This window comes from Flavobacterium sp. Flavsp81, assembly GCF_059491325.1.
Genome location: NZ_CP168505.1, coordinates 3,235,137 through 3,254,786 on the forward strand (window position 1 = coordinate 3,235,137; position 19,650 = coordinate 3,254,786).

Sequence of the window (19,650 nt, forward strand, 5' to 3'; positions counted from 1 at the left end):
ATTAAATAAATTATAATTTTTTGAATCGGATTGCTGTTCCACCAGCCCCGCCTAAATGTAATTTTAATGAATCTGAAGCTTTAACTGTTTTCTTAGAAATCGCTACTGCAGATGGATTATGTGTTTCATCAGTACCTTCCGAATCAGCATAAATCTGAGCTTCATAAGTTGCTTTTGGATCCAAGAATGACAAAGAAACATTTACATCACGGGCATTTTCATTTGTAATACTTCCTAAATACCAATCGGGACTATTTCTGTCTTTACGGGCTGTAGTGATATATTGCCCAATTTTTCCATCCAGTACTTTTGTATCTTCCCAATCTGTTGGAACATCTTTTAAGAATTGCAATGCCGGTTTTCCTTCATAATTTTCTGGAAGATCGGCCATCATCTGGATTGGGGCATAAATAGTAACATACAATGCTAATTGCTGTGCTGCTGTACCATGAACTCTTTTTCCCGGAAAACCTTGTTTTACCTCTACATCAAAAATTCCCGGAGTAAAATCCATTGGTCCTGAAAGTAATCTTGTAAAAGGAATAATAGTCAAATGACTTGGCGGATTTCCTTCGCTCCATGCATTATATTCCTGGCCTCTTGCCGCTTCTCTTGAAACCATGTTTGGAAAAGTACGACGCTCACCTGTATCTTTTATTGACTCGTGATATAAAACTGCCAAATCATATTCGGCTGCTTTTTCCAAAATATATCTGAAATAATTTACTCCAAATTGTCCAAAGTGCCATTCTTTCATGTTTAATTTAGAACCAACGTGACCAATTTTAACGGAGTGCATTCCTAATTTTTTATACAATGCAAAACCTTCATCTACTTCTTTTAAGTAATTAATAAGGTTAGATCCTGTTTCATGATATCCAATAAGGGCTACGTCTTTTTTCTTTCCGTATTCAACCACTTTTTGTAAATCGAAATTATCTGCACTTTTCGTGAAGCTAAACATGTGCATTTTGTTTTCATACCAACCCGGTGTCCAGCCTTTGTTCCAGCCTTCGATCAATAAATGATGAAATCCTTCTTTAGCGGTAAAATCAATATATTCCTCAGCATGTTTGGTCGTTGCCCCTTGTTTGTCGCTTTCCCAAAATGTATATTTCCCGATGTGCATTCCCCACCAGATTCCAAAATATTTGTATGGTTTGAAATAACTAGTGTTCTTTAATTTATTTGGCTCATTTAAATTCAAAATCAAATAAGAAGTAATTAAATCCGCTGGTTTTTCTCCAATTTGAATGGTTCTCCAGGAAGAAGTAAAAGTATCTTTTACACGAACTTTTACACCGTCAGACCAAGGGACCAAATCAGATTTAAGTACTGTTCCTTTAGTATTTACCAAAGTCATACTTGCAAAATCTACCAGATTCGCTTCGTGAAAACTCAATGCCAGTCCGCTTTTACTTTCTATAGTAAGCGGTGTCAAAACCGTATCAAGTGTACTGACCGGGGCATCTTTAAAAAGATATTCATCACGATTTTCTCTATTTGCAGGAATCCACCATGCTTTCCCGTCTTCTTTTAGATTGAAAGTCGTTTTTTCATCCATAATAAAAATGCTGTCTTTTACATTTTGTTTAGGATAAACATATCTAAAAGCAACTCCATCATCGAAAGCGCGAAACTGAATCTCAAGCCTGCGTTTGTTTTTTCCTTTTTGCTGTAGTTCAACCACTAACTGATTGTAGTGATTTCTGATGTTTTTCTTTTCTCCCCAAACCTGTTCCCAAGTTTCATCAAAAGAAGTATTTTTTACATTTTTAATTTCAAAATCAGAACTCAAATCTTCATTTCCTTTCAATAAAAAACCCATATCCGATGGTGTAATTACTTCAGTTTTACCGTGTGAAACAGCATATTTTGGAGCATTCTTTACCAATTCGAATTTTATTTTGTTCTGCCCATTTGGCGAAGCCAGTTCATAAGCGTTTTTGTTTTTTTGGCTATAGCCAATAGTAATGGAAAGCAGTACAGTAGAAAGGATTAAATGTTTTTTCATGGTATTATTTTTAAATCATATTGTATAAATCGGGTGATGGGGATTTCACCCGATTTAAAAAACTAAACTAAACAAACCTATTTTAGCCACTCGGTTTTAAAAGTGGTTTTCCCGGTTAATGCATTTGGTGCAATTTCAAAATTGCTTCCTTTTTTGTTAACCGTAATTTCCTGAACAGCATCACTGTTTGGTAAAAACACTTTTGCTGATGCTGAAGTTGTCTTGTCACTGGCAAACACTTTAAGTGTTAATTTGCTCCAATCCATATCTTTTGTGGATTGTGCTAATGCAATATGTGGAATTGCAGAACCATCTTTCACCAAAACTATAATTGGTACTTCACCGGCTTTAATTTTATGCCATCCTCCTTCGTATACTTTTTTAGTCTGGTAGTCTATCCAGGTACCTGCCGGAAGGTAAACGTCTCTCTCCGTTACTTCTTCAAACAATGGGGCAACCAACATACTTGAACCAAATAAATATTCATTATCAACTAACCACGCACCGGGATCGTTTGGATATTCTACAAATAAAGCACGCATCATTGGCAATCCTTTTTGTGAACTTTCTTTTGCCTGAGCATAGATATATGGCATTAACTCGTAACGCATATTATCTGCTTTTCTAAATCCTTCAAGAAAATCTTTGCTGTATAACCATGGTTCACGTGGAGGTTCTCCGTGGCTTCTTACGTGTGAAGTAAACATCCCGAATGGGGCCCATCTTCTATATAAATTTTCCGGAGATTTAGTTGCAAATCCTCCAACATCATGACTCCAAAAACTGAATCCGCTTAATCCTAATGAAAGTCCTCCTCTTAATTCGGCAGACATTGCTCCATTACTTGTTTCGGCATCACCACCCCAGTGCAATGGGTAACGCTGGCTTCCTGCCCAGGTACTTCTTGCCCAGATTAAAGTATATCCTTTTTCTTTCTGGGTAATTTCGGCAACAGCTTTGTTGTAGCGTAACGGGTATAAATTATGCTCGTAGAAACCGGTGCGTCCTGAATGATAAATTCCGTCCGGCGGAGCAGCTTCTCCAAAATCTACTTTGAAAACAGAAACTCCCTGATCGAATAAACGTTTTAATTTAGCCTGATACCAGGTTACTGTTTCAGGATTTGAGAAATCTAAAACGGCATCTTCATAAGGCAGATTTCCTTTACGGTCTCTTACCGCTAAATTTTTATCCATGATTTCATTGAACAATGTGTTTTTTGGAGTGAAATAAGGCAGCTGCCATAAACACACGTGAAAACCATCATCTTTTAAATCAGACATCATTTTTTCTGCATCCGGGAAACGGGCTTTTGCAAACTCATAATTATTTCTCCAGTCTACATCGAACCAGCCTGTATCAAAGTGAATTACATCTGTTGGAATTTTATATTTACGCAAATCTTTTGCAACTTCGCGGCCTTCTTTTTCAGAGAAATAGGTGATGCGGCTCATCCAGAAACCAAATGACCAAAGTGGCGGCATTGCTGCTTTTCCAGTCAAATCCGTATATTGATCTAATATGTCTTTTGGCTCTCCGATAAAGAAAAATAAATCAGCTTCATCATCTCCAATATACATTTCGTTTGCGCTTCCAAAATATCTTCCAAAATCAACTGTAATTGGTGTTGAATGATGCATAAAAACACCATATCCACGGCTGCTCATGTAAAATGGAACTGGCTTGTACATGGTTTCATTTTGGATTCCGTTGGCGTCATCTGCCCACAAAACTACTTTTTGTCCACGTTTGTTGAATTGCGTGAAAGATTCTCCACAGCCAAATATTTTTTCGTCAGGTTCTAAACTGAAAGCTGCACCCATACTTCTTGAATAATCGCTGTTTCTGCGCACATACGAAAAGGGAAGTGATGGTGTATATCCGTTTGCGAAATCAGAATTATGAAGTGTGCTTGTTAGCAGTTTTCCTTTTTCATCATAGATTTTTATGTGCCATGGTTTTGATAAAATCTCAACAACACCATGTTTGCTCGTATATTTATGGCCTCCTTCCATCTTAGAATATTTCCATAATTCCGGATGATTTGGAGCAACACCCTCAACCAACATCAGAGATTCTTTCTGGGGATGGAACTGAGGCCCTGAAGTTGTTTTAATTCGGATTGTTCTATCTGAAACAAACTGAATTTCAAAAGGCAATACCGGCGAAACATCATATTCCGTAGTAGGAAATTCATTTGCCGCAACTGTATCCGGCTTCATCATCATATTGTTGAAAGCCTGACGTGTTTTGTAATTGTATCTCAAATATTTTATTGTTCCTTTTCCTGTTTGCGGATCAAAAGATGCTAATTCATCTGCAAAATAAAAGGTATTCAGATAATTTTGAAAATCTTTGCTGATATCTATTGGAGCATTCAGCACATCTGCATTTTGAATTTGTGCGGACGTTTTTGGCGTCACAAGAAATCCAAACATGAAGATTGAAAACAATGTGGTTAGTTGTGTGTTTTTCATTGGTTAATTTATTCTAGTTGACTTATTCAAACATTAATATACCTACAAGGTTGAAAAAACCTTGCAGGAATGCATTTCATTATTCTGCTGTTATTACGATTGTTGATTGTTTTAATCCATTTGCCTTACCGGTTAATTCTAATCTTCCGGTTTTTTTGCCTGACTGAATTACAACTAAACATTTTCCGTTTAAAGCGGTGTGTTTTGATCCTTTATATGATTCGTGGCTTACCGGATCTCCACTACAAACACCTACAATTTTTCCGTTTCCTTTTAATGAAAAATTAATTTCGTTATTGGCATTTGGAACTAAAACTCCTTTGGTATCAAGAATATCTACCGTTACAAAAGACAAATCATTCCCGTTAGCTTTAATTGTATTTCTGTCAGCCGTAAGTTTTAATTTTGATGCATTTTCGGATGTTTTGATTTCACTCTCTAAAACTGTTTTTCCGTTTTTACGGGAAATTGCTTTTAGTGTTCCAGGCTCAAAGGAAATTCTCCACATTACGTGTAAATCTTCTCCTTTTTTACTTCTGACTCCGACTGATTTTCCGTTAAGGAATAATTCAACTTCATCAGCATTATTATAGTAGGCCCAAACATCAACATTTTGACCTTCTTTCCAGTTCCAATGTGGAAAAATATGTAAAACGGTTTTATCTGTCCATTCGCTTTGGTACATATAATAAACGTCTTTAGGGAAGCCTGCTAAATCTACAATCCCGAAATAGGAACTGATAGACGGCCATTCATATGGAGTTGGTTCTCCGATATAATCGAAACCGGTCCAGATGTACATTCCGGAAAGATAATCGTGTTTTTTAATGATTTTCCAGGTTGCTTCATGTGTAGAACCCCAGGGTGCCTGAACCTGATCATACGCAGATACTGTATTTCCCGGATTTCCTTCTGTAAATTTCAGATCCCATCTTACCGGCCATTTTTTAATGGTATCTGAAACGGCATCATAATATCCTCGAGTCTCTAAAGCCGAAGTAGTTTCTGTTGCAATGAATGGTACGTTAGGGAAATTCTTTTTATGATATTCATAAGTTTGATGAGCGTAATTATATCCGATAAGATCTAAAACTCCCGATTTTGCGATGGCATTAAATTGAACATTCTTTTGTTTAAATTGCAGGGTTACTTCATCAATATTCATATTAACCGGCGGATTCATGGCCGCTGTAATTGGTCGTGTTTTATCGTATTGACGTGTAATTGCGGCTAATTCTTTTGCAATTATTACCCCACTTTCGTCCCATTGCTGTGGAATTTCATTTCCAATACTCCACACAAAAATACTTGGATGATTACGGTCACGCAGTAATTGATCAATTAAATCTTTTTTGTGCCATTTGTCCCAATCATTACCATAATCATATTTGGTTTTGTTTTGTTTCCACATATCAAAAGCTTCATCCATTACGATGAAACCCATTTTATCGCAAAGGTCCAAAAGCTCGGGAGCAGGCGGATTATGAGAAGTCCTGATTCCGTTTACACCCATTCCTTTCAGGATTTCTAACTGACGTTCGATTGCACGTGTATTGATTGCAGAACCTAATGGTCCTAAATCGTGATGCATGCAAACTCCTTTTATTTTAACTTGTTTTCCGTTTAAAATAAATCCTTTGTCGACATCAAATTTAAAATCCCTGATTCCGAAATTGGTTTTGTATTGATCAACGATTTTATCGTCAACCGAAATTTCAGTAACTGCTGTATACAATTCCGGTTTTTCAACAGACCATAAAACAGGTGTTTCAACTTGTGCTTGTTGTTTAATTGTTTGACTGGCATTTGCGCCAATCGTTATATCTTGGGTAACCGATGTTACTTTAGTGTCTTCTTTAAAAATAGTAGTGGTTACTGTTGCTTTTTTTGAAACCGGATTTTGATTCTGAATTGTAGTTTCAAATTGTACCGACGCTTTTTCGGCAGTAACTTTTGGTGTTGTCACATAAGTTCCCCATTGTGCAACATGCAATTTATCTGTGGTTTCAATCCAGACATTTCTAAAAATTCCTGATCCTGAATACCAACGTGAATTTGGTTGTTTTGAATTGTCAACCTTTACAATAATTTCATTGTTTTTATCTCCATAATTAAGATATGGCGACATTTCATATTGAAAACTAATATATCCGTTTGGACGTTTTCCTAAATAATGTCCGTTTACCCAAACTTCGCTGTTTCTGTAAACACCATCAAAAATGATTGATGTTACTTTACTACTGTCAGCTGCAGCTACTTTGAATGTTTTTTTGTACCAGCCTAAACCGCCGGTAAGGGCTCCGCCTCCATATCCTGCAGGGCTTTTTTCGTCAAATTTACCTTCAACACCCCAATCATGAGGAACATCTAAAGTTCGCCATTTTGTTGAAGATGAAATGGTATCCCTGTCTTTTATACTATCATTTAAGTGAAAACTCCAATCAGAATTAAAAGAAACTTTTCGGTTGCTAAAAGCCTCTTCTTTGTTACCGCAGGCTCCAAAAAAGATACTCGCAACCAGCATTATAAACGATAGTCTGACACTTAAATATTTTCTTTTGTTCATCATGTAAATTTTAAATTAAAAGGTTTCATTGTTTTTTTAAACAAATATAAACTTACCGATAAGTGACATATAAATCACCCACCGGTAAGTTTTTTAATTTAAATAAATTAAGGTTTTGGTTTGTAATGAAAAACAATTAAACAAACCCCTTCACCTTTTCTGCTTTGATCTCGGATAACAGCTAAACGTAAAGATGTTGCAGTGAGTTCTACCACTTTTACACTATACCAATTACTACAATCTCCGTAATAGTCTCCGCCATATAACATTTCAACTCCTCCGTTAAATGTCAATTTATTATTTACCAGGTCAAAACTATAAGACCCTGATTTTGTAGTTTTTTGATCGCTGTTAATGTCAGTTTGTGTAACGGTTGTATTATAACCTCCATCTAAATCAAAATACATTTGCCCCCAGTCTTTGTTTGGCATTACCCAGCTATTACTTGCATAATCAGGAAACCAGTTCCAGTTATCTCCTGATGCCGCCGGATAATCTAAACCTGCCCAGCCTACCGGACTGGCCATATCTAATACCCAGGTTTTACCATCTACTCCATTAGAAAGCATAGCCCACTTGGCATCACTAAAATATGCATCGTCATTCTGAGCAATATTAAGCGTTACAGGAGCAGCTTCTACAGCGCCTCCTCTTGTATAAGCAGTGTAATAAACTGTGTATTTCCCTGCGAAAGGAAAAGTAATTTTATCCTCGTTTTTATTAGAATGTCCTAATTCATTTCCATTTCCGTCAACATATTTCCAATATGGAATTACGGCAGGGTCTTCGTTCTTTAAAATTACTTCATTAGTATTTGCGGTATTCTGTGTTACAGAAAATTTAATTGTTTCAGGGGTAAGCCCTACTGCAGGCAAACTCTCGCGATCTTCAACAGGTTCACATGAAAACATTAATGAACCGATGGTTACGGCGGCTATTAAAATATATAGTATACGTTTCATAATCATTTTGTTTTTAGTTAGTTCCAACCTGGATTTTGTGAGATAGTACCATTAGAAAGAACGATTTGAGATTGTGGTAATGGGAACCAGCCTAATGTTTCTTCTCTAAATGTTACATTAAATTGAGGATCAATAAGATCCGTATTATTAATTGCAGCTTTAGCTTTATCGGTACCTTTTCTGATTAAATCAAAATAACGTAATCCTTCAAGAGCTAATTCTAAACGACGCTCTTTCATAATAATATCTATTGTAAGATCAGCACTTAAAATTCTGTGCGCTGTATCTTTAAATGCTCTGTCGCGAACTCTATTAAAATCATCTGCAGCTAATGAAGGGTTTGTTCCTAAATTTAATTCAGCAGCCATAAGCAATACATCTGCAAAACGAATAACAGCATAATCCTGATAGTTATCAATTTGGAAATTTCCTCCATTTGCTTCTACAATACTTACACCCGCATCATTGGTTATCGGACAATATTTTTTCCAGGAATATCCGGTATATTGACGTTGTTCTCTGGCGACAGGGTCAAAATTTAATGGATTTCCTTTATAGGTTTCATTCTTATAATCAATAAATGATGCACTTTTACGGGTATCCCCTGTAATATACTCCCCAACTAATTTTGGATTAACAGTTGCTCCTCCCCATCCTGAAGCATAAGGCCCGATAGCTCCTCCACGAGGTGCAATATTTACCTGAAAACGGTTTCCTTCATTCAAATTCCAGTCTCCTTTTCCTGAGCCATTGAAACGAACTGCCCAAACCATTTCTGTATTGTCTTCTCCTGCAAAATTTGCGAATGAAGCAGCCAGCCAAAGATTGGCAAAATCAGAAACCAAACCATGTCCACTGTTGCTTACTGCATCATTTATATAAGTAATTGCCTGTGCTTTGGTTACTACACCTGCCAAATCAGCTTTTTTATAATAATCAGTATAGAATAAAAATGTTCTTGCCAAATAAGCTTCAGCAGCCCATTTTGTAATACGCCCGTAATTAGCATTTCCTGCTTGTGAGTAATTGTCATTATTTAAATTATCCGCAGCAAATTTTAAATCATTAGCAATTAAAGCGTAAGTTACCTCAGCAGCTTGTCTTGGCAATTGAAATTCACTTGCTGAAGTAGTATGATCTAAAGGAATGATATCCCCGAACATTTTAGCAGCCTGAAAATGAAAGTGCGCTCTTAAGAAACGTGCCTCAGCTTCGTATCTGGTTTTAAGGGCTGTATCAGTTCCCCAATTTACTTTATTTAGGTTTTCTAATAAAATGTTAGCTCTGTAAATTCCTAAATAAGAATTTTTCCAGGCATCCATGTTCATCTCTTTGTTACTAACAAATAAAAAACGGTCCCATTCGATATCTGACTGTGCATCAGCAATACCATAACCTCCAAAACAATCATCAGAAGCCTGTTCACTAATTAATAAAGGCCCTCCATAAGCTTCGCGTTGCAATACATCATAAACAGCAACTAATCCTTCGAAAGCATCAGCCGGTGTTTTATAAAAATTCTCTTCGACTATAGTTGTAGAAGGTTCTGTATCCAGAAAATCATCTGAACAAGCGCCCAAAACAAATAAACTTGAGACTGCAAATAATTTTATATATTTTTTCATCGTTTTCATAATTTAAAAGTTAACATTAAGACCCATCATGTATGTTCTAGGCTGTGGATAATATCCTACGTCGATTCCTTTAGCCCAGGTCTGATTGCTGTTTCCAAATCCAATTTCAGGATCCATTCCCTTATATTTTGTAAAAGTGAATAAGTTATTAGCCGCAACATACAATCTGAATTTGCTAAAGAAAGTCAGTTTTGATGTCAGTTTTGTTAAATCACAACCTAAAGTAGCACTTTTGATTCTGAAGAAATCTGCATTTTGAACATATAAATCTGAAAATTTAGTATAATTTCCATTGCTGTCTGTTCCGTAAGTAACTCTTGGAACTCTGTTAGAGCTTCCTTCTGTTGTCCATCTGTTTAAAACATCCGTAGTATAGTTAGTATACCCACGTGTAGGATCATGAATTCCAAAAACATTCTGACTTCCCGCTATTCCATAAGTATTGACAGTAAAGTCAAACGCTTTGTATGAAAGATCAAAATTTAAACCATAAGTAAAATCAGGGTTTGGATCTCCGATCTTGGTTTTATCATTTGCATCAATTTTTCCATCACCATTAAAATCCACAAAACGAACATCTCCAGGTTGTGCAGCTGGCTGTGCCCCTGCAGCAACCTCAGCAGCGTTTTGAAAAATTCCGTCTGTTTTTAATCCATAGAAATAACCTATTGGCTGCCCTACCTCAACACGGTTTAACTCGTCTGTTCCCGCAAATAACAAATTAGGATCTCCATGAATAATTCCTTCACTGTTTGCTACTCTTATTACTTCATTTTCGTTATGAGAAATATTTCCGTTTATAGAAAAATTCCAGTCTTTTCCAAATTTGGTATGGTATGCCAAAGCAAATTCAACTCCTCTGTTTCTAATATCACCTCCGTTAATATAAGGTGCTGTAGCTCCTGCATAAACTGGTATAGAGGCCAAAACTAACCAGTCTTTTGTCTTTTTATCGTAGTAATCAAACGTTAATGTAAAATTGTTGAATATCGTAGCATCAAAACCAAAATCTGTTTGTTCTGATGTTTCCCATTTTAAATCAGGATTTGAAAGTTGGTTAGGGCTTGAACCTGTTTGCAGAGTTTCTGTTCCTGTTCCGAAATGGTAACTTTTATTGTATGAGCTAATAGTTGACATATAAGAAAAAGCAGGAATCTGATCATTACCATTTTGCCCCCAGCTTGCTCTTAGTTTTAAATTATTTACCACTTTGCTCTCCGGAAAAAAGTCACGATCAACATTCCAACCTGCTGAAACAGCTGGAAAGTAACCATATCTGTTTGAAGATGCAAAGTTTGATGAACCGTCTCTTCTTAAAGTTGCTGTAAATAAATACTTGTTGTTAAAGTCATACAACAGACGTCCAAAATAAGATTGGATACCATAATCCGCACGATTTCCTTTTACTGTATTTGATGTCTGATCTGTAGCATTGCTTAAGTAAGCATGTGAAAAATCATCAAAAATCAAATTTTTCCCTGTACCTTCCATAAAATCTGAAGTATTCTTTTTAGCAGAAGTACCTACTAATACATCAAAATTATGCACATCATTCAATGTAGCTTTATATTGTACTGTATTTTCAAATATCCACCCTAATGATTTTGTTGCATTTTGTGTAACACTTGAAACGGTATTATTATCGTTTGAAGAAAGAGAATAAACCGGTCTGAAAGAACGATAGTTACTATCTGACATATCAACACCAAAACTAGTTCTGTAGGTAAAGTTTTTTAAGAATTTTAATTCCGCAAAAATATTTCCAACGTAACGATTTACTTTGGTTTCATTAAAGTTATTGTAATATAATGACCCCAAAGGGTTACTGATGTCTGCTGAGATAGACGAATGTGCAAAATCACCATTGGCATCATAAGCAGGATCAACCGGTGCAGCATTTAAGAAGCTTCTGATAGCATTACTATAAATCCCCTGATCTGCTACTCCTGAACTTTTAATATTAGCAAATGAAAAATTTTCTCCAATTTTCAAATGTCCTTCAATAACTTCTGAAGTTGAATTTACATTAAATGTAATACGGTCATATTGCGATTGGCTTGTTGAGCCGCCAATCATTCCTTCTTGTCCGTAATAGGACAATCCGGTAGCAATAGTTGATTTTTTATCACCACCGGTAATTGTAAGTGAGTGATTTTGTTTTATAGCGCCTTCTTTAAACAAATCATCCTGCCAGTCATGATTTGGTAATGTGGCAACTTGTGTTTGTGTATATAATGGAGTATATCCGGAATTTACACGAGCCTCATTCATAATAGTAGTATATTCCTGTGTGTTTAATAAATCTAATTTTTTAGCAACTCTTTGAAAACCTGCATAACTATTAAATGACACATTCATTTTTCCCTCTTTTCCCTTTTTTGTAGTTACTAAAATAACTCCATTTGCAGCTCTTGCACCATATATAGATCCTGCAGAAGCATCTTTTAGAACGTCCATTCTTTCTATGGAAGAAGGATCAAGATATCCAATTCCGTTATCAACAACTACTCCGTCTACTACATAAAGCGGTGTACTGTTTCCTGCTGTTCCGACTCCACGAATGTTTACTGCCATTCCAGCTCCCGGCTGCCCTGAAGTTGATGTAACACTAACACCAGATGCCTGACCCTGCAAAGCGTTTACAACATCAAGGCTCGAAACTTGCTGAATATCTTTACCTGACACTAATGATGTAGCTGCTGTATTTACCTTTTTCTTTTGGGTACCGTATCCAATTACGACAATCTCTTTAAGTTCGTTTGATTCTGTTTGTAATACAACATTAATCGTTTTTTGAGCTCCTACAGTTATACGCTGAGTTTTAAAACCCATAAAGCTGATTACAATTACGTCACCTGTTTTTGCTTCTACTTTAAATAATCCGTCAAAATCAGTTGAAGTACCTGATTTTGTTCCCTGAACAATAACGCTGGCACCGGGAACCCCCATCCCGTCCTCTGACGATGTCACTTTTCCACTAACAGTTTTGGATTGCTCTTGGGCAAATCCACACTGCATTATAAAAACACTGAACAGCAGCGCCATAAAAAACGGAAGCTTTGTTGTTTTAATACAATATTTGCTTTTCATAATAATTAATAATTTGGTTAATTTGTTGTTAGTACTTTTTAATCTGATTAATACGCATTCGAAATAATTTGTTCAAATAATTCTTGTTTACCGCTAACTGGTTTAGGCTCTCCATTTGCACGTGCAATATTGCTTAAGTCCTCCAAAGAAAGTTCTCCTTTTTCAAACCTGGCACCATTTCCAGCGTCAAACGATCCGTAACGTTCTGAACGTAGTTTTTTGTAATCTGTATTCTGTAAAATATGATCCGCAACGATTAATCCTCTTGCAAAGACATCCATTCCTGAAACGTGTGCAATAAATTTATCTTCCAGATCAATTGAGTTCCTTCTTACTTTAGCATCAAAATTGATTCCGCCACCCTGAATTCCGCCGCCTTCAAGGATAACCAACATTGCCTGCGTAACTTCCTGAAGATTTATTGGAAATTGGTCCGTATCCCACCCATTTTGATAATCCCCACGATTTGCATCTATGCTGCCTAACATTCCGGCATCAACAGCAACTTGTAATTCATGTTCGAAAGAGTGTCTGGCAAGTGTCGCATGGTTCACTTCAAGGTTTAATTTGAAATCATCCTGAAGTCCGTATTTATTAATGAAACCTAATGAAGTTGCAGCATCAAAATCATATTGATGTTTTGTAGGTTCCATTGGTTTTGGTTCGATTAAAAAGTTTCCTTTAAAACCTTCTTTACGGGCATAATCTTTACATGTATTCAGGAATCTTCCTAAGTGGTCCAATTCTCTTTTCATGTCAGTATTCAAAAGACTCATATAGCCTTCGCGACCACCCCAAAAAACATAATTTTCTCCGCCTAAAGCAATAGTTGCATCAATAGCAATTTTTGCCTGGGCTCCGGCATAAGCGACAACATCAAAATTTGGATTAGTTGAAGCACCATTCATATAACGGGGATTACTAAACAAATTTGAAGTTCCCCACAATAGTTTAATTCCTGATTCCTGTTGCTTTTGTTTAGCATATTCAACCATAGTCTGCACACGGATTTCAAACTCTGCCAAAGTTGGTGCATCATCTACCATGTCAACATCATGAAAACAATAATAGGGCAAACCCAGCTTTGTCATAAATTCAAAAGCCGCATCCATTTTATCTTTAGCTCTTAGAATAGCATTCTCATTTTTATTCCAGGCAAATGTTTCAGTTGAAGCTCCAAACGGGTCTCCTCCTGTATTGCATAGCGTGTGCCAGTACGCCATAGAAAAACGCAAATGTTCTTTTAAGGTTTTCCCTGCAACTACACGATTCTCATCATACCATTTAAAAGCAAGCGGATTATCACTTTCTCTGCCTTCAAACTTGATAGTGTCAATGTTTTTAAAATAAGATTGTTTCATTATGCTTATTATTCAGTATAATTATAGTTCTGTTTTAATATGATTTTTCCATTCCTGGTAGATATCATGGTATTTTGATGTCAATGCTGAATTGGGTTCGATTCGTTCAATGCATTTTAATCCATCAAAAGCTTCTTTAAGCGAATTATAAAATCCATATCCGTAAGCAGCACCTCTTGCAGCACCTTCTGAACCGGAAGTGTTATAAAGTTCTAAAGTTGTTTGAGTAGTATTGACAAAAATTTCCCTGAAAACCGGGCTTAAAAATAAATTTGAATTTCCGGCTCTCACTATATTTCCGGACACGCCAACAGATTTCATAACATCAAAACCGTAGTTCATGGCAAACACGATACCTTCGCAGGCAGCGCGGACCAAATGTGACGATTGATGAATATTAAAATTTAGATTCTGAATTCCGGAATTAGCATTTTTATTATTAAAGATGCGTTCAACACCATTTCCGAAAGGATAAAAGCGAAGTCCGTTACTTCCAGGTTCAGCTTTTGCAGCCTCGGTATTTAAAGCCTCATAAGATATCAGGTCGTTTCTGTCTGTTGACATAATTTTACGCAGCCATTGATATAAAATTCCGGAACCGTTGATACAAAGCAAAACACCATTGTTTTTTTGCAATTCCGTATTGTTTACATGCAAAAAAGTATTGATTCTGTTTTGTTTATCGTAAGCATCCTGATTACTAACTGCATAAATTACGGCTGAAGTTCCTGCTGTAGTAGCTATTTCGCCAGGTTTTAAAACATTAAGAGACAATGCATTATTCGGCTGATCACCAGCTCTGTAAGTAATTTTTGTATTTAAGTCTAAGCCTAATTCCTGAGCAATTTCAGGATGGATAGTTGCCTGAATTCCAAAATTTGAAACAATTTCAGGAACAATATTTTCTGACAATCCCATTTGTGAAAGGATTTCAGTTGCTAATTTTCCTTCTGAAAAATTCCATAAAGCCGCTTCTGATAATCCTGAAGTACTAATCTGGGCTATTTTTGAAAGTTTTGCTGCAATAAAATCGCCCGGAAGCATCATATATTTTGCTTTTTCAAAAATTTCAGGTTCATTTTCTTTAACCCATTTTAATTTTGAAGCGGTAAAATTTCCAGGACTCCCTAAAATTTGTTTCTGACAATTTTCGGAACCCATTTTATTATAAATTTCGTCTCCGATAGCAGCTGCACGGCTATCACACCAAATAATTGAAGAACGAACCGGATTTAAATTTTCATCGGTTAAAACCAAACCATGCATTTGATAAGCAATTCCAATTCCTGCAATTTTTTTTAAGTCAATGTTTTGATGGGCACCTAATTTTTTTATTCCGTCTTTCACATATTGCCACCAGGAGTCAGGATCTTGTTCAGCCCATCCAAATTGCGCTGCCCAAATTGGCATTTCAAAATCAGGAACGGTTACACTACTAACACTTATTCCTTTTTCAGGATTAAATACCGATAACTTAATTGAAGAACTTCCTAAATCTATTCCTAAAAAAAGCATTTTGTGAATTTTTTAAATTATACTTAATTGTTCATCAAATTAACTTATAGTCAAAATGCATTTATCTTATGGTTAATTTGACTACAAGTGTAGCACAATTTTTCTATATTAACAAAAATTTAGGTTTATTTTTTTGCAATTACTATAATTTCAGATGTCTTTTTAAAAATATAACAAAATATGCCATTAGTTTTAAATAAATATTATTAATAAAATATCATTTTATTCATTTGATTGACAAAGATTTAAAGACAGTTTTTAAACTTCGCATGTTTTAACAGTATTTATTTTCTTAATTTTTAACATTTTTTTACATTATCAAAAAATTGTCACTTTATAAGACTATACTGTTACTTTTATTTATTTAATTTGTCAAAATTTTAATAAACATGGTTAATAATTCAGATAATGATACTATTGTGAAAAGCGATCATTCAGCAATGAACGCTATCACAATTGACTGTGTTATTTTTGGTTTTGATAAAGGAAGTCTGGAAGTACTTTTGGTACAACACGGAGAAGGAATAAGTAAAGGAAAATGGGGGCTTCCGGGAGGATGGATTAATAAAAAAGAAAGTACCGATGATGCTGCTCACCGATTATTAAATGAGCTAACAGCATTAGATCATATCTATCTTGAACAATTGAAAGCTTTTGGAAATCCGGACAGATTCCCGCTTAGACGTGTAATCACTATCGGCTATTATGCCTTAATTAAAAGAGAAGACTATAATATTAAGGCAGGTTTTACAGCATCAGATGCCAAATGGTATAAGATCAATGAAATTCCTGATTTAATATATGATCATAATGAAATCCTGGAGTATAGCCTGAAACATTTACGCAACAGAGTAAAACAGACGCCAATTGGTTTTAATCTTTTGCCTGAAAAATTTACTTTATTACAATTAATGCATTTATATGAAGAAATATTAGGAATTGAAATGGACAAATCTAACTTCAGACGAAAAATTCTTCATATGAAATTACTGGTTGCACTTGATGAAAAACAACAGGATGTTTCGCACAGGGCAGCAAAATTATATAAATTTGATTCAGAGATTTATAAAAAACTTACTGAAAAAGGATTTAATTTTGAATTTTAAACTCGCTTATAAAGCAAAAAAAATGACACTTTTACCTTCTAATATAACTCCCGAAACAGACAGCAAAACAGCTTCAGAAATTGATAAGCCTGTTATAGACGGGATCACGATTGACTGCGTTATATTCGGATTTAATAAAGGAAATCTTGAAGTCCTTTTAGCACATCATGCCGAAGGAGAGAGCATAGGAAAATGGGGACTTCTAGGAGGCTGGTTAAAAAAAGAAGAAAGTTCTGACGATGCGGCACAGCGAATATTGTATGAACTTGCCAGTCTTAACAATATCTATCTGGAGCAATTAAAAGCTTTTACAGATCCAAACCGTGTAAGCGGAAGAAGAGTAGTTACTATTGGCTATTATACATTAGTAAATCGGGAAGACTATAATGTAAAAGCCGGATTAACCTTAATGGAAGCAACCTGGCACAAAATCAACGAAATACCTGATTTAATTTTTGATCACAATGAAATTCTGGAATTTAGCTTAATGCAACTTCGTAACAGAGTACGTCAGGCACCGATTGGTTTTAATCTTCTGCCTGAAAAATTCACTTTATTGCAGTTAATGCATCTTTACGAAGAAATACTAGGAATTGAATTAGACAAATCAAATTTCCGCAGAAAAATTTTACATATGAAATTGCTGGTTGCATTAGATGAAAAACAACAGGATGTTTCGCACAGAGCAGCAAAATTGTACAAATTTGATTCTGAAATCTACAAAAAACTTACTGAAAAAGGATTCAATTTTGAGTTTTAATATCCTTTTTAAATCTCAGAATTTAACTATCGGACAACTACATTCCAGAATCCAAAACTTTGCGCTATCTTTGCGCCTTAATAACATGCTCTACAGCAATTGCTATAGCGTAAATTTATACCCGAAAAAATACCTAAAACTCGTATAGAGAATTGAAACAGACAAATGAAGAAGATACGTAACTTTTGCATTATTGCACACATTGACCACGGTAAAAGTACACTGGCAGACCGTTTACTTGGCGCTACACAAACCGTTACAGCCCGTGAAGAAAAAGCACAATTGCTTGACAACATGGACCTGGAACGTGAACGTGGAATTACCATAAAAAGTCACGCCATTCAAATGGAGTACACATACAAGGGAGAAGAGTATATTTTAAATTTAATTGACACTCCCGGTCACGTCGATTTTTCATATGAAGTTTCAAGATCAATTGCTGCCTGCGAAGGTGCCCTATTGATTGTAGATGCTGCACAAAGCATTCAGGCACAAACGATTTCGAATTTATATTTAGCTTTAGAGAACGATCTGGAAATTATTCCGGTTTTGAATAAAGTAGATTTACCAAGTGCTAACCCTGAAGAAGTTAGTGATGATATTATCGATTTATTAGGATGTAAATTAGAAGATATTATTCATGCTTCCGGAAAAACAGGTTTTGGTGTTGAAAATATTTTGGCAGCTATTATCGAAAAAATCCCGGCTCCAAAAGGAAATGTTGACGAACCCTTACAGGCATTGATTTTCGATTCACATTACAATCCGTTTCGTGGAATTGAGGTAATCTTCAGAGTTATGAATGGAGAAATCCGTAAAGGGCAAAAAATTAAATTCATGGCTACCGGCAATGAATATTTTGCTGATGAAGTGGGAACTTTAAAATTGAATCAGGTTCCAAAAAATGTAATTTCTACGGGTGATGTTGGTTATTTAATTTCGGGAATTAAAGAAGCCAAAGAGGTAAAAGTTGGTGATACACTAACAGATGCCAAAACGCCGACTACCAATATGATTACAGGTTTCGAAGATGTAAAACCAATGGTTTTCGCCGGAATTTATCCTGTTGATACGGAAGATTATGAAGATTTGCGTTCTTCTATGGAAAAACTGCAACTGAATGATGCTTCGTTAGTATTTACTCCGGAAAGTTCTGCGGCTTTAGGATTTGGTTTCCGTTGCGGATTCTTAGGAATGCTGCACATGGAAATTATTCAGGAACGTTTAGAGCGTGAGTTCGATATGACTGTAATTACTACAGTTCCTAACGTTTCGTATCTGGCTTACACCAAAAAAGATCCTGAAACTCCATTTGTAGTAAACAACCCTTCAGATTTACCTGAACCATCTCGTTTAGACAGAGTTGAAGAACCATATATTAAAGCAACCATCATTACAAAAGCTGATTTCGTTGGAAACGTAATGAGTTTGTGTATCGAAAAACGTGGTCAAATTACCAATCAGACATATTTGACTACAGAACGTGTTGAATTGAATTTTGATATGCCTTTGGCTGAGATTGTATTCGATTTTTATGATCGTTTAAAAACGGTTTCTAAAGGTTATGCTTCTTTTGATTACTCTCCAATCGGAATGAGAACTTCAAAATTAGTTAAGCTTGATGTTCTTTTGAATGCTCAGACCGTTGATGCACTTTCTGCCTTAATCCACGAAGATAATGCATATAACATCGGTAAAAAAATGACCGAGAAATTACGCGAGCTAATCCCAAGACAGCAATTTGACATTCCGATTCAGGCTGCAATTGGAGCTAAGATTATTGCTCGTGAAACGATTAAAGCACTTCGTAAAGACGTTACCGCAAAATGTTATGGTGGAGATATTTCACGTAAGCGTAAATTGCTGGAAAAACAGAAAAAAGGTAAAAAACGTATGAGACAAGTAGGAAACGTTGAGATTCCGCAAGAAGCTTTTATGGCTGTTTTGAAATTGAATGATTAGGTTTTTATTTTAGAATAAAGAACATAGAGAATAGAATATAGATGAACCCAATGACGAAAGTTGTTGGGTTTTTTGTTTAAATTTGGATATGAATATGTAAAATATGACTGAAAAGAATGTTGGCCTAAAAGATTTAATTGAGAATAGAACAGAGATAAATTGTACAGATGACATAATAACAATATCTTTTGACGTACAAGGAT

Annotated in this window: 11 protein-coding genes; 3 read left to right on the forward strand and 8 right to left on the reverse strand. The window is 35.6% G+C overall.

Annotated elements, in window-relative coordinates:
* Positions 1–10 precede the first annotated feature (10 nt).
* The 8 genes from ACEN92_RS13560 to ACEN92_RS13595 form a co-directional block, all read right to left on the reverse strand.
* A complete protein-coding gene (locus ACEN92_RS13560) occupies positions 11–2,014 on the reverse strand; it encodes a glycoside hydrolase family 97 protein (RefSeq protein ID WP_495638890.1) in 2,004 nt (667 codons plus the stop codon).
* Positions 2,015–2,091: 77 nt separating this feature from the next.
* On the reverse strand, positions 2,092–4,491 hold the full coding sequence (locus tag ACEN92_RS13565) for a glycoside hydrolase family 31 protein (protein ID WP_495638891.1): 2,400 nt from the start codon (positions 4,489–4,491) through the stop codon (positions 2,092–2,094).
* 79 nt (positions 4,492–4,570) lie between these two features.
* Positions 4,571–7,057: a glycoside hydrolase family 2 TIM barrel-domain containing protein gene (locus ACEN92_RS13570; RefSeq protein ID WP_495642348.1), complete on the reverse strand. Its 2,487-nt coding sequence runs from the start codon at positions 7,055–7,057 to the stop codon at positions 4,571–4,573.
* A gap of 107 nt (positions 7,058–7,164) precedes the next feature.
* Positions 7,165–8,019, reverse strand: a complete 855-nt coding sequence (locus tag ACEN92_RS13575) for a hypothetical protein (RefSeq protein WP_495638892.1) — start codon at positions 8,017–8,019, stop codon at positions 7,165–7,167.
* 17 nt (positions 8,020–8,036) lie between these two features.
* Positions 8,037–9,644: a RagB/SusD family nutrient uptake outer membrane protein gene (locus ACEN92_RS13580; RefSeq protein WP_495638893.1), complete on the reverse strand. Its 1,608-nt coding sequence runs from the start codon at positions 9,642–9,644 to the stop codon at positions 8,037–8,039.
* A 12-nt stretch (positions 9,645–9,656) separates the two neighbouring features.
* On the reverse strand, positions 9,657–12,743 hold the full coding sequence (locus tag ACEN92_RS13585) for a SusC/RagA family TonB-linked outer membrane protein (protein ID WP_495638894.1): 3,087 nt from the start codon (positions 12,741–12,743) through the stop codon (positions 9,657–9,659).
* A 47-nt stretch (positions 12,744–12,790) separates the two neighbouring features.
* Complete coding sequence (gene xylA, locus ACEN92_RS13590; protein WP_495638895.1) at positions 12,791–14,104, reverse strand: xylose isomerase; 1,314 nt, start codon at positions 14,102–14,104, stop codon at positions 12,791–12,793.
* A gap of 21 nt (positions 14,105–14,125) precedes the next feature.
* Positions 14,126–15,619 (reverse strand): xylulokinase, encoded by a 1,494-nt coding sequence (locus ACEN92_RS13595; RefSeq protein WP_495638896.1) that lies wholly within the window; start codon positions 15,617–15,619, stop codon positions 14,126–14,128.
* Positions 15,620–16,008: 389 nt separating this feature from the next.
* Between ACEN92_RS13595 and ACEN92_RS13600 the strand changes: the two genes are divergently transcribed.
* The 3 genes from ACEN92_RS13600 to lepA all read left to right on the forward strand — a co-directional run bounded on the left by ACEN92_RS13600 (position 16,009) and on the right by lepA (position 19,447).
* Positions 16,009–16,725, forward strand: a complete 717-nt coding sequence (locus tag ACEN92_RS13600; RefSeq protein ID WP_495638897.1) for an NUDIX hydrolase — start codon at positions 16,009–16,011, stop codon at positions 16,723–16,725.
* A 22-nt stretch (positions 16,726–16,747) separates the two neighbouring features.
* Entirely contained in the window at positions 16,748–17,485 is a 738-nt protein-coding gene (locus ACEN92_RS13605) for an NUDIX hydrolase (RefSeq protein WP_495638898.1), read from the forward strand.
* Between the two features lie 165 nt (positions 17,486–17,650).
* Positions 17,651–19,447 carry a translation elongation factor 4 gene (gene lepA / locus ACEN92_RS13610; RefSeq protein ID WP_072969844.1) on the forward strand — a complete coding sequence of 599 codons (1,797 nt, stop codon included), beginning with the start codon at positions 17,651–17,653 and terminating at the stop codon, positions 19,445–19,447.
* Positions 19,448–19,650 lie beyond the last annotated feature (203 nt).

Coding starts and splice junctions, on each gene's coding strand:
- lepA (WP_072969844.1), top strand. CDS start 17,651: ATGAAGAAGATACGTAACTTTTGCATTATTGCACACATTGACCACGGT.
- ACEN92_RS13585 (WP_495638894.1), bottom strand. CDS start 12,743: ATGAAAAGCAAATATTGTATTAAAACAACAAAGCTTCCGTTTTTTATG.
- ACEN92_RS13565 (WP_495638891.1), bottom strand. CDS start 4,491: ATGAAAAACACACAACTAACCACATTGTTTTCAATCTTCATGTTTGGA.
- ACEN92_RS13575 (WP_495638892.1), bottom strand. CDS start 8,019: ATGAAACGTATACTATATATTTTAATAGCCGCCGTAACCATCGGTTCA.
- ACEN92_RS13570 (WP_495642348.1), bottom strand. CDS start 7,057: ATGAACAAAAGAAAATATTTAAGTGTCAGACTATCGTTTATAATGCTG.
- ACEN92_RS13595 (WP_495638896.1), bottom strand. CDS start 15,619: ATGCTTTTTTTAGGAATAGATTTAGGAAGTTCTTCAATTAAGTTATCG.
- ACEN92_RS13560 (WP_495638890.1), bottom strand. CDS start 2,014: ATGAAAAAACATTTAATCCTTTCTACTGTACTGCTTTCCATTACTATT.
- xylA (WP_495638895.1), bottom strand. CDS start 14,104: ATGAAACAATCTTATTTTAAAAACATTGACACTATCAAGTTTGAAGGC.
- ACEN92_RS13580 (WP_495638893.1), bottom strand. CDS start 9,644: ATGAAAAAATATATAAAATTATTTGCAGTCTCAAGTTTATTTGTTTTG.
- ACEN92_RS13600 (WP_495638897.1), top strand. CDS start 16,009: ATGGTTAATAATTCAGATAATGATACTATTGTGAAAAGCGATCATTCA.
- ACEN92_RS13605 (WP_495638898.1), top strand. CDS start 16,748: ATGACACTTTTACCTTCTAATATAACTCCCGAAACAGACAGCAAAACA.